10 protein-coding genes and 1 tRNA gene are annotated in these 10,484 nt (G+C 70.5%); 6 read left to right on the forward strand and 5 right to left on the reverse strand.

All coding sequences use genetic code 11. The features are described 5' to 3' along the window. Nucleotide 1: 1 nt before the first annotated feature. Both ACFQ7Q_RS22090 and ACFQ7Q_RS22095 read right to left on the reverse strand, forming a co-directional pair. Nucleotides 2-2,443, reverse strand: coding sequence for an FtsX-like permease family protein (locus ACFQ7Q_RS22090; RefSeq protein ID WP_383557871.1), 2,442 nt, complete (start codon nucleotides 2,441-2,443; stop codon nucleotides 2-4). After that, nucleotides 2,440-3,237 (reverse strand): ABC transporter ATP-binding protein, encoded by a 798-nt coding sequence (locus ACFQ7Q_RS22095; protein ID WP_383557874.1) that lies wholly within the window; start codon nucleotides 3,235-3,237, stop codon nucleotides 2,440-2,442. Before ACFQ7Q_RS22095 ends, ACFQ7Q_RS22090 begins: the two co-directional genes overlap by 4 nt. A 297-nt stretch (nucleotides 3,238-3,534) precedes the next feature. Here ACFQ7Q_RS22095 and ACFQ7Q_RS22100 point away from each other — a divergent pair, with 297 nt between their 5' ends. The 4 genes from ACFQ7Q_RS22100 (at nucleotide 3,535) to ACFQ7Q_RS22115 (ending at nucleotide 6,471) form a co-directional block, all read left to right on the forward strand. Beyond that, nucleotides 3,535-4,200: a nitroreductase gene (locus tag ACFQ7Q_RS22100; protein ID WP_383557876.1), complete on the forward strand. Its 666-nt coding sequence runs from the start codon at nucleotides 3,535-3,537 to the stop codon at nucleotides 4,198-4,200. 116 nt (nucleotides 4,201-4,316) lie between these two features. Next, the gene (locus tag ACFQ7Q_RS22105) at nucleotides 4,317-4,778 is read left to right on the forward strand and encodes a TIGR03618 family F420-dependent PPOX class oxidoreductase (protein WP_383557878.1); all 462 of its coding nucleotides are present in this window, start codon (nucleotides 4,317-4,319) and stop codon (nucleotides 4,776-4,778) included. 509 nt (nucleotides 4,779-5,287) lie between these two features. Continuing rightward, complete coding sequence (locus ACFQ7Q_RS22110; protein WP_383557880.1) at nucleotides 5,288-5,926, forward strand: HAD family hydrolase; 639 nt, start codon at nucleotides 5,288-5,290, stop codon at nucleotides 5,924-5,926. Between the two features lie 468 nt (nucleotides 5,927-6,394). Continuing rightward, a tRNA-Met gene (locus ACFQ7Q_RS22115) sits at nucleotides 6,395-6,471 on the forward strand. Between the two features lie 145 nt (nucleotides 6,472-6,616). On the opposite strand, the gene ACFQ7Q_RS22120 is transcribed toward ACFQ7Q_RS22115, so the two are convergent. After that, nucleotides 6,617-6,997, reverse strand: a complete 381-nt coding sequence (locus ACFQ7Q_RS22120) for a DUF6223 family protein (RefSeq protein ID WP_383557883.1) — start codon at nucleotides 6,995-6,997, stop codon at nucleotides 6,617-6,619. 214 nt (nucleotides 6,998-7,211) lie between these two features. Here ACFQ7Q_RS22120 and ACFQ7Q_RS22125 point away from each other — a divergent pair, with 214 nt between their 5' ends. Together ACFQ7Q_RS22125 and ACFQ7Q_RS22130 are read left to right on the forward strand one after the other, a co-directional pair. Continuing rightward, nucleotides 7,212-8,336: a sensor histidine kinase gene (locus ACFQ7Q_RS22125; protein ID WP_383557885.1), complete on the forward strand. Its 1,125-nt coding sequence runs from the start codon at nucleotides 7,212-7,214 to the stop codon at nucleotides 8,334-8,336. Continuing rightward, complete coding sequence (locus ACFQ7Q_RS22130) at nucleotides 8,333-8,995, forward strand: response regulator (protein ID WP_383557887.1); 663 nt, start codon at nucleotides 8,333-8,335, stop codon at nucleotides 8,993-8,995. Before ACFQ7Q_RS22125 ends, ACFQ7Q_RS22130 begins: the two co-directional genes overlap by 4 nt. Before the next feature lie 330 nt (nucleotides 8,996-9,325). Here the strand turns inward: ACFQ7Q_RS22130 and ACFQ7Q_RS22135 are convergent, their stop codons facing one another. Next, on the reverse strand, nucleotides 9,326-9,841 hold the full coding sequence (locus tag ACFQ7Q_RS22135; protein WP_383557890.1) for a DinB family protein: 516 nt from the start codon (nucleotides 9,839-9,841) through the stop codon (nucleotides 9,326-9,328). Nucleotides 9,842-10,082: 241 nt separating this feature from the next. Beyond that, on the reverse strand, nucleotides 10,083-10,484 hold a 402-nt coding region (locus ACFQ7Q_RS22140; protein WP_383557893.1), incomplete at its 5' end, for a nuclear transport factor 2 family protein.

Genomic DNA, 10,484 nt, shown 5'->3' on the forward strand with positions numbered 1-10,484 from the left:
CTCAGGCCCTCAGCCGCCGTCCCGAGGCCGGCAGGAACACGCCCGCGACCACCGTGACCACCACCGCCCCGGCGATCAGCCCGCCCAGCGCGGGCGGCAGGTACGGAAGCCCGCCTGTCAGCGACCAGGCGAAGGCGGTCAGCGGCAGAGCGGCCACCACGACTCCGACGATCAGGCCCGTGGCGGTCAGGAAACCTGCCTCCAGGCCGAGCATCCGGCGCAGCTGACCGGCCGAGGCGCCCACCTGGCCCAGCAGGTGGAGTTCGCCGCGCCGCCCGGCCCCGATCAGGGCGAGAGTGCTGAGGACGGACAGGAGGGTGAGCCCCCCGATCGCGGCGACGATCCCACCGGAGACGATCCCGTTCAGCTCGGCCCCAGGCGGCGTCACCTGCTCGGGCGCGACGGGACTGCCGACGAGAGCGCCGGAGCGGCCCTCCTCCATGGAGGCAAGTACGCGCACGGGGTACGGATCGCTCATGTGCGGGGCCAGTTCGGCCTTCGGCAAGAGGAACTCACCGAGGGCAAGTGAGCGTTCGTACACCGCCACGACCCTCAGCTGCTTCTGCACGCCGTCCCCGAGGCGCAGGTCCACCGTAGAACCGGGCTTCGCGCCCAGGGACTTGGCCATGTCCGCGCCGACCGCGACCGTGCCCGTCCCGGCAAGTCCGGCCAGGTCACCGGCGACGACGCCCGGGTCGAGCGTGCCCGCCAGGCCCGCGGCGTCCACGCCGAGGACCGGAAGCCGGTCGAGGCGCGGTGAACCGGCCTCCGTCCGGGCCAGGACGACCGTCGAACGCAGCACGTCCGTGGCCGCGTCGACCCCCGGCAGCTTCCGTACCTGCTCCGCCGTCATGCCGGACACCGCGAGATCCGCGGTCGTCACGGCCTGCGCCTGCTTGACGGCGGCCCGCTCCATCGTCGTGCCCGCAGAGAGCTGCACGAGCGCAAAGGCGGTGACGAGGACGACCGGCACGAGCGCGGCCCCCAGGCGGCGCGAGTGCGCGCTCGCACCGGCGGCCGTGAGCCGTCCGGGCGCGCCGCCGAACCAGCGGAACGGCCGGTCGAAGACCTTCATCGCGGCCCCCGCGATCCACGGCCCGAGCACCGCGCACCCGGCGACCAGTGTCACCGTGGCCGCCCCGGCAGCGGCGGCGGCCGCGTCACCGCCCTGGAAGGTGGCCGCACCGGCCGACGCGACACCCGCCAGGAGCAGCACGATCCCGCTGACGCGCCGCGCGCCTCCCTTCCCCCGACGCCCGGGCCGACGGGTCGCGAAGAGGACGACGAGCCGGGTCAGTCCCACCACGACGGCGGCGACGACGAGAACGGAGGCGAACAGCCAGGGTGGAGACGGGAGTTCGAGACCCTCGGGGACGACTCCGACGCGGGCCCGCAGCGCCGACCACAGCATCAGGAACGCCGGTACGGCCGTGCCCGCGCCGAGCAGCGCCGCCGCACCCGCCACCCAGGTCACCTCACGACCGACCGCACTCCGCACCTGACGGGGCGACGCACCCACCGAGAGCAGCAGGTCACGTTCGGCGGCGCGCTGCTGGAGCGCCTGCGCGACGAGCGAGGCGAGAACCAGGACGGCGACCAGGACGACCGTCCCGGAGACGGCGGCGAGGAGCTGGAGGAGCTCCGCGCGCGCAGGCGCCACGGCAAGGTGCTCGGCACCGCCGCGGTCGTCGCCGGTGAGAGCCCGGAGCGGCTGCCCCGATGCGGTGTCCTTGAGCCCCGCATCGGCCAGAGCAGCCTGTACGCGTGCGTGGAGGGTGTCCACGGGTACACCGGGCTCGGCGAGCACCCCGACGGCGTCGACGGCACCCGGATGCCCGGCGAGCTTCCGCGCCTCCGCCGCCGTGACGTACAGCGCGGCGGGCCCATCGGCGACGCCGACGACCTTGCGCCCGGCGACCGTGTCCCCGACCCTCGCCTCGGCACCGGACCCCATGACCACCTCTCCGGACCGGAAGGGCTCCCGCCCGTCAATCAGCCGGTACGGGGCGAGCTGGGCCGCCTCCCAGGACCGCCCGGTGTAGGTCCGGGCCTCCGCACCCGCATCAGCGCCCGCTGCCTCCCGTACGACGAAGGTGGGGTCCGGGACAGCGGCCCGCACTCCCGGGACGGCCCGCACCACATCGGCAGCCGCGCTCGGAACCGGTACCCGCTCGGTCAGACCCGCTGTCGTTGTCTCCTGCTCGCTCCCCCATGGCTTCTTCGTCCAGCGGACCTCCTGGTCGCCGGCGACGACGACGGGCGCCGCCGCGTACCGCTCCACGCGCGCGTGGCCGAGCCCGGCCGAGCCGAGGGCGAGGGCGAGGGCGCCGAGCAGCGCGGAGGTGACGGCGACGGCGGCGAACACCGCCGCCCATGCCTTCCGGTGCGTCCGCAGGGACCGGGCCGAGAGCAACCGGACCGCGGGGTTCACCAGCGGCTTCATCGGGCCACCGCCACACGGCGCTGCCCGGCGTCGACACGACCGCTCAGCATCTCCCGAACCTCGGACTCGTCCGGAGCGCCAAGCCGCCCGACGAGCCGGCCCCGGTCGAGGAACACAGCCTCGTCCGTCCAGGCGGCGGCCACCGGGTCGTGGGTCACGAGGACGACCGTGGTCCCCCGCTCGTCGACCGCGCGCCGCAGAAGGACGAGGACTCCGGCCGCCGTGACCGGGTCGAGCGCAGCGGTCGGCTCGTCGGCGAAGACGACCTCCGGTTCGTTGACCAGGGCGCGAGCGATGGCCACCCGCTGGCGCTGACCACCGGACAGGTTCTCCGGCCTGTCCTCGGACCGGTCGGCGAGCCCGACGGCCCCGAGAACGGCGAGAGCGCGGGCGTCGAGCTCCCGACCTTCGCGGGCGCCGGCGAGGAGCAGCGGGAGGGTGACGTTCTCCCGCACGTTGAGGGCCGAGACGAGGTTCAGCGACTGGAACACAAAGCCGATCCGGTCCCTCCGGAGCCGGGTGAGACCGGCTGCCTTCAGCGTGGCGAGGTCGGTGCTCCCGATCCGTACGGTTCCGGTCGTCGGCTGCTCGAGGCCCGCCGCGCACCGCAGCAGGGTGGACTTGCCGGAACCCGACTGCCCCATTACCGCCACGAACCGGCCGCGCGGCACGACCAGAGTCACCCCGTCCAACGCAGTGGCCCCGCGTCCATACGTCCGGCTCACCCCTTCAAGGGTGAGGGCGGCATCCAGGGCGGGGGTGGCACCGCTCTCCGTCACTGTGGTCGTAGTCATGCCGACAACGCTAGAAAAGCGCAGGTCAGGGCGGTATGGGGCTGGCTTCCGGCTTGGGGGTGGAGCTAGCTCCACCCCCAAGCCCGGGGGAGAGGGCCAAGCGGGGTGCGCTCGTCGTCGTGCGGGGGCGCTTCAGCCCGAGGCCGAGGGCTTCGTGGGGTGTGAGGAGGTCAAGACTGTCGAAGACGTAGTGGAGCGGGAGCTGTGTCCAGACGACGAGCTGGAGGTGTGCGGTGGCGGCGAAACGCTCGATGGCATACCGCCGGCAGGCCCGGTCTAGCGAGAGGACGCGAAAACGTGGACGTGTATGAGGCCGTGGACAGTCGACGGGCTGTGCGGGCGTTCAGCGATGAGCCGGTATCCAAAGAGATGCTCGAACGAGTGCTGACCGCGGCAACGCGGGCTCCATCGAGCGGGAACCTCCAGCCGTGGCACGTCTACGTCGTGACCGGCGAGCCCTTGGCGGAACTGAAGAGGCGAGCGACGGCCAGGGCACTGGCGGGAGACCCGGGCGATGAGCGGGAGTATCCGATGTACCCGGCCGAACTGGCGTCCCCGTACATGGACCGCTTCTCCGCCGCGGCCGCCCAGCGGTACCAAGCGCTGGGAATCGAGCGCGACGACCCCGACAGGCCCAAGAAGATCGCCGCCTTGAACTCGGAGGCGTTCGGGGCGCCGGTCGTCCTCTTCTGCTACGTCGACCGGGCGATGGGGCCCGGGCAGTGGGCCGACGCGGGGATGTACTTGCAGACGGTCATGCTGCTGTTGAGGGCGGAAGGGCTGCACAGCTGCCCCCAGGTCATGTGGACCATGTATCGCGAGACGGTCCGCCAGACAGTCGGAGCTGACGGCGGGCTCGCACTGATCTGCGGTGTCTCAGTGGGATTCGAGAAGGAAGGCATGCCGCAGACGCGTACCGGGCGGGCGGACATGGCGGAGACAGTGAGCTTCGTTGGAGTGTGACCGCTGCGTGGTCGAGATCGACAGTACGGGTCCCTTTGCGCCTGTTGCGAAAGTCGGTGGGCGGATCTCTGGATGACGCGTGGAATGCGCAGGTACACAGGGAAGTTGAGCACGTCATGACTCAGAAGCCCGCCGCTCCCCGCGCCCTGTCCGACGATGCTCTCTCCGAACTGCTGAGCACTCAGCAGTTCGGCACCCTCGCAACCAACAAGCGCAGCGGCCATCCCCATCTCACCACCATGCTCTACAACTGGGACGCCGAAGCGCGCATCGTACGGTTCTCCACCACTGCCGACCGCATCAAGGTCAAGCAGCTCCGGCGTGACCCGCGCGCGGCCGTGCATGTTCCGGGCGGCGACGTTTGGTCGTTCGCCGTGGCCGAGGGCGAGGCCGAGGTCTCCGAGATCACGACCACGCCAGGTGACGCGATCGGGCGAGAGCTGCTCGCGATGGTGCCCGAGGCCGCGAAGCCGCAGGATGAAGATGCGTTCTTGGAGCAGTTGGTCGCCGAGCGCCGGGTGGTCATCCGGCTGAAGGTATCGCGGTTGTACGGGACGGCACTCGACATCAACGGCTAAGGCTGGGTCCAGCCACTCGTTGATGACTGCGGCCAGCGCTGTTGCCTCGTAGAGGGCGGCGAGTTGTCGTATCTCTTGGCGACCGCGCGCGCTGCCGTGTGGCGCAGGCGGTAGTCGGCCTTGTCGAACGTCGGCGGCCGACCGCCGCACAGCCAAGCTTCTGCCAGCCTGACGGTTGCGGACGCGGTCCCCAGGGACCGGGATCGTCGCCTTGATACCGAGTCTGCGAAGGTGGGCGCGGTACTCGCGAGAGTCGCACGCCTTGTCGGCCCGCACTCGGTCCGGCCCGCCCCGGAACTGGCTTCGATCACTTCTTGCGACAGCGTTTGTTATCGAGTTTGAAGGCACCTGCTGACTGAGGTCAGTCGGGTCGGCGGGTTGCGACAGGGATGTCACAAGCTTCGAAGATCCCTTGACCCTGCCCCAGAGGGAGAGACGACAGTGTCTCTGTCGATCACATGAGCGGGCGGTCTGTGCTCGCTGGTCAAGGACGAAGAGGGGGAGTTCGCGTGACCGCGACCTGCGTCATTCTCGACATCGGCGGTGTTTTGGAGATCACGCCGGAAACCGGATGGGTGCAACGGTGGGAAGAGCGGCTGAAGCTGCCACTGGGCACTGTCCATGAGCGGATGCGCGACGTGTGGCGGGCTGGGAGCGTCGGGAGCATCAGCGAGCGCGAGGTGCACGAGCAGGTGGCACTCCGGCTGGGTCTCGATGCCCCCCAGGGTGAAGCCTTCATGGCTGATCTCTGGGCGGAGTATCTGGGGACGCCGAACGAAGACCTCATCGACTACGTGCGAGGCCTGCAGGGACGCTGCAGGCTGGGCATCCTGAGCAACAGCTTCGTCGGCGCCCGGGAGCGGGAGACTGCGCTGTATCACTTCGACGAATTGGTGGAGCAGATCGTCTACTCCCACGAGATCGGCATCGAGAAGCCCGACCTGCGTGCCTTCGAGGCCGCATGCGCCGGGTTGAACGTGCGGCCGGAGAACTGCCTGTTCATCGATGATGTTGCAGTCAACGTCGAGGCCGCCCAGGCGGCGGGCATGCAGGCGCACCTGTTCGAGGACAATGCCCGGACCATCACGCGCATCGCGGCTCATTTGGACGCCGGACCCTTGGTCCCCGGGCGTGTCCCTCTCGCGTGACGTCGGCCTGGCCGGTCATCGGCGGTTGCCGACCAGGCGGAACGCGATCCAGCGGTCCGTCTCGACCCGAGCCCGGCTGAGCCCCAGGACCTGGGCGACCACGGACGCGGCGGACGACTCCAGGGGCAGCGGCCGGAGTAGAGAACCGCCGCTTCAGAACCTTGCCCCGCTTAACGAGCGGTGGCTTGAGCTGGATGTCGGTCATCGGGCTGGACCCTGCGCGACGAGGATGGCAACCGCTACCGCTTCAACCGCTACCGACGTGCCGGCCGCGCCACCGCCCGCATCCACCCTGGCGAGGGCCACCACGCACCTGCAGCTGATCCCAGGCCCGATACGCTCGCGCCTACCAGCGGAGCACCCAGGGTGGTAGGCCACGGTGACCCGCAGACCTGGCGTCGTCCCCGGGTCGGTCAGGGCGATGAAAATCCTTCGCTCGGGGGTGTGTTGGCGTTCTATGGTGGAGGTCGCCGGGTGGAGCAGGTCGGTAGCTCGCTGGGCTCATAACCCAGAGGTCGCGGGTTCGAATCCCGCCTCGGCCACCAAGGAGTCGGGCCCGTCGCACTTGATGCGGCGGGCCCGACGGCGTGTGCGGCGGGTGCCGGCCGGTGGACGGGCGAGCGGTTCGTTGGTCTTGTACCAGTCCACGGTCCCCGGACGCAGGTAGACAGCTGACAGGTGGCGCTGAGGTCAGCCGGTGCGGCGGGAGCGGGTCCGGGCCATCCCTCCCAGGATGATGCTGATCATCCCCACCGCCAGGGCGACGAAGGCACCGCCGCGCCCGTTGCCGGTCCCGATACCGCTGTCAGAGGTGGCTACGACCAGCCCGCCGAGGGCGATGGCGATCAGCCCTGCCCCCAGTGCTACGGCGGGTCGGCTTCGTCCGGAGACGGCGTCGGTACGGCCGACGGAGCGCAATGCCAGTCCGCCGATGACCACGCCGGTCAGCCCGACCAGCCCGGCCACGACGGCAATGAGTCGCCCGGCGCTCATGGTGGAAACACTGGCGGCGAGCGGCTGGAACGCGACATGCGCGGCCTCGGGTGCGGCAAGCAGGAATCGGACTGACATGAGGTGCTCCTTCACTACGACTGCACGTGGCCTGAGCATCTCCGCCTGACCCACCACCAGTCGTCCGGCAGACGCAGACAATTCGCGCTGCCGCAGCTGTCGCACCCGGCTACCGCGGGCGCTGCAGGCGCCGCGAACGTACTGCATACGCGGTAGTCGGGCGCTCGTCCCGCAGCGGGATCCGCCCGCGCGGACGGCGGGCTAGGGTGCGCGCATGGGAATGGGACGGTTCGGTGTTCGGGCCGCTGTAAGGGACTGGGCGGTTGCCGTCTGTGTCGCGGCGGCGCTGCTGGTCACGGGGCTGTCCGGGCGGCATTCCGGCACGAGCTTCGACCCGCTCGGCTACGTGCTGCTGGTGACCGGTGGCCTGGCGCTGGCTGTCAGTCGTCGGGCTCCGGTGGCCGTCCTGGCGGTCGCCGGGCTGTGCGCGGTGGGGTACCAGGCGACCGGTTTGGATGTGCCTGCTGTCGCGTACCTGTTCGCGGTGTACGCCGCGATGCGGGCGGGACACCGCGTCATCACGGTGGCGGCCTCCGTGGCGCTGCTGGCCGCTCTTCCGCTCGCGGCCCTGGTGTCACTGCACGACATGGGCGAGGCGTTGGCGCAGGCCCGAGGCGCCCTGGAGATTGCCTGGCTGATCGCTGCCGGCGCCGCGGGCGAGGCGTTGCGGCAGGCCGAGCGGCGGGCGGACGAAGCCGAGCGCACCCGGGAGGAGGCCGCGCGGCGTCGCGCCGACGAGGAGCGGCTCCACATCGCGCGGGAGTTGCACGATTCGCTCGTCCACCAGATCTCGATCATCAAGGTGCAGTCCGAAGTCGCCGTCCACCTGGCCCGCAAGCGGGGCGAACAAGTGCCGGAGGCCCTGCTGGCAATCCAGCAGGCCGGTCGTGAGGCGACCCGGGAGCTGCGTGCGACCCTGTCGGCGCTGCGCGACGACGAGACGACTCCGCCGCGTGGCCTCGATGACGTCCCGGAACTGGTGGAACGCGCCCGGATGACCGGCCTGGACGCGAGGCTGACGACAGAGGGACGACGACACGACATGCCGGCCGCAGTGGAACGGACCGTCTACCGGCTCGTTCAGGAGTCGCTCACCAACATCGCCCGCCACGCCGCCGCCACCACCGCGTCGGTCCACATCGACTACCGCCCGGACGCCCTGACCATTCGCATCGATGACGACGGCATAGCCACGCCGGACACCGCCCCGACGCCCGGCGTCGGGCTGCTCGGTATGCGCGAACGCGTCACCGCCCTCGGAGGCCGACTGCGCGCCGAACCGCACAACCAGGGCGGCTTCACCGTCCAGGCCGATCTCCCCGTGGAACGAGCGTCATGATTCGTGTCCTGCTGGTCGACGACCAGCCGCTCATCCGCAGCGGGTTCCGCGCGCTCCTCGACGCCGAAGACGACATCGAGGTGGTGGCCGAGGCCGGCGACGGCACGCAGGGCCTGGCTCTGGCGAAGGAGCACCTGCCCGACGTCGCGCTCATGGACATCCAGATGCCGGTCACGGACGGCATCGAGGCTACCCGGCTCATCTCCGCGGACCCGGCCCTGACCCGGGTGCACGTCGTCATCCTGACCAACTACGGCTTGGACGAGTACGTCTTCGACGCGCTCCGCGCCGGCGCCGCCGGATTCCTCGTCAAGGACATCGTGCCGGAAGACTTCCTCCATGCCGTACGCGTCGCCGCGCGCGGCGACGCCCTGCTCGCACCCTCGATCACCCGCAAGCTGATCAGCAGGTACGTCACCCAGCCGCTCAACGCAGGAGCCGACACGGGGCTGGAGGAGTTGACCAATCGCGAACGCGAGGCTGTCGCCCTCGTGGCACAAGGCCTGTCCAATGACGAGATCGCCGACCGCATGGTGATCAGTCCGATGACGGCGAAGACCCACATCAACCGAGCCATGACCAAGCTCCACGCCCGTGACCGGGCGCAGCTCGTCGTTCTCGCCTACGAATCCGGCCTGGTAACGCCGCGCAGTTCCTGAGGGCTGGCGCATCGAGCCCCGGCGGCGCCCCGGATGGCCGGGGCCCATGGCTGCCTCCACGACCCCGAATCAGGCCGGCGGGCTGTCCGAAGTACACAGGCACCGGGCGCCCAGCCAGCCGCGCTCCGCCCTGCGTGAGCGTGTCCGTTGTCCGCCATCGACGCGATGCCCCGCAGCGGGTGGGGGGTACGGGCTGGGCTCGCGCGGAGGCGAGCCGGGGGACCGGCGCGCTTCCGACCTCAACCGATCTTGTGGCCGGCGGGAGCCCCCGCCGCCTGGCTGAATGAGTGGTCCGGCCAGGCGGCGGCCAGTTGAGCGCCGGGACGGGTTCTAGACGCCGGTACGTCCGTCGACGAGCTCACGGACGACATCGAGGTGGCCGTTGTGGCGGGATGTCTCTTCGACGAGGTGGAGGATCACCCAGCGGAGGTCCACGTGCCGTCCGTCCCTGATGGGGCGCTTGGCCGTGGTGTTCAGGTCGTAGTCGGCGAGCAGGCGGCGAGATCGGGCACTCTGCTCTTCGTACTCGGCGAGAAGCTGGGGCAACGGGATGTCGACCGCAGTCCGCATCTCAGGGTCGGGGTCGTCGTCGGTCGCCTCCGTGAGCGGCCCTACGTTCTCCTCCCCAAGGAACACCACTTGGACCCAGTAGTACTCCACCCACCGCAGGTGGCTGATCAGCCCGCACATCGTCATCAGCGGAGAGTTCGGGAGCGGGGCCTTGACGGCGTCTTCCGGTGACAGGCCCTCGCACTTGGCTCGCGCCGTGTCTTGGGCGTAGCTCAGGAAGGTGGCCAGCTGCGTGCGCTCGTCCCACGCGGGAGGCGTATCGGTTCGTTGAGTCATCGCGGGAAGTTTGCCGCAGCTCACGTGGGGTGTCGAAGGGTTAAAGTGCAGATCCGTGCGGTGGCCGATCGATCGGAAGCCCCGCTCCGCCGAGCCCGTCAGGGCCTGGAGCGGTCGGGCCCGGTGCGCTGGCCAGTGAGGGAGCCGACGTACCGCACCACCGTGCGGCTCCCCACCCTGCACCCAGCCCTCATCCGCGGCCTCCAGCAAGGCTCACGACGCCCACGGCGCCCCGGGAGAGTCACACCGGCTCGGGCAGGTCCATGAGCGCGAGTTCGGCCGGGTCGATGACAGCGGTGAGCTCGGTGATGCGGCCGTCGGCGACGGTGAAGAAGAGGAGGGAGCGCGGGGAGCCGTCTTCGTTCCACGAGATGACGCCGGGCCGGCCGTTCACGATTGCCGCATGTCCCCGAGCAGCACCGCCGGCCACTCGCGCGCGGGTTGCGACTTCGGTGGCTCCGAGCGTGACGAACCGACCATCGGGGGTGTGCACGGTGAACTTCACGTCGGGGTGGAGCACCTGCAGCAGCTCCTCGAACCGACCGTCGCGAGCCGCGGCCAGGAAGGCTTGGACCACCTCGCGTTGCTGGCGCAGACAGTCGTCGCAGGAGCGTCGGAAGCGGAGAGGCGGGGCCGCGACCCG

Source organism: Streptomyces sp. NPDC056527 (assembly GCF_042794475.1).
Taxonomy (GTDB): domain Bacteria; phylum Actinomycetota; class Actinomycetes; order Streptomycetales; family Streptomycetaceae; genus Streptomyces.

Coding starts and splice junctions, on each gene's coding strand:
- ACFQ7Q_RS22090 (WP_383557871.1), bottom strand. CDS start 2,443: ATGAAGCCGCTGGTGAACCCCGCGGTCCGGTTGCTCTCGGCCCGGTCC.
- ACFQ7Q_RS22095 (WP_383557874.1), bottom strand. CDS start 3,237: ATGACTACGACCACAGTGACGGAGAGCGGTGCCACCCCCGCCCTGGAT.
- ACFQ7Q_RS22105 (WP_383557878.1), top strand. CDS start 4,317: ATGACTCAGAAGCCCGCCGCTCCCCGCGCCCTGTCCGACGATGCTCTC.
- ACFQ7Q_RS22120 (WP_383557883.1), bottom strand. CDS start 6,997: ATGTCAGTCCGATTCCTGCTTGCCGCACCCGAGGCCGCGCATGTCGCG.
- ACFQ7Q_RS22125 (WP_383557885.1), top strand. CDS start 7,212: ATGGGAATGGGACGGTTCGGTGTTCGGGCCGCTGTAAGGGACTGGGCG.
- ACFQ7Q_RS22130 (WP_383557887.1), top strand. CDS start 8,333: ATGATTCGTGTCCTGCTGGTCGACGACCAGCCGCTCATCCGCAGCGGG.
- ACFQ7Q_RS22135 (WP_383557890.1), bottom strand. CDS start 9,841: ATGACTCAACGAACCGATACGCCTCCCGCGTGGGACGAGCGCACGCAG.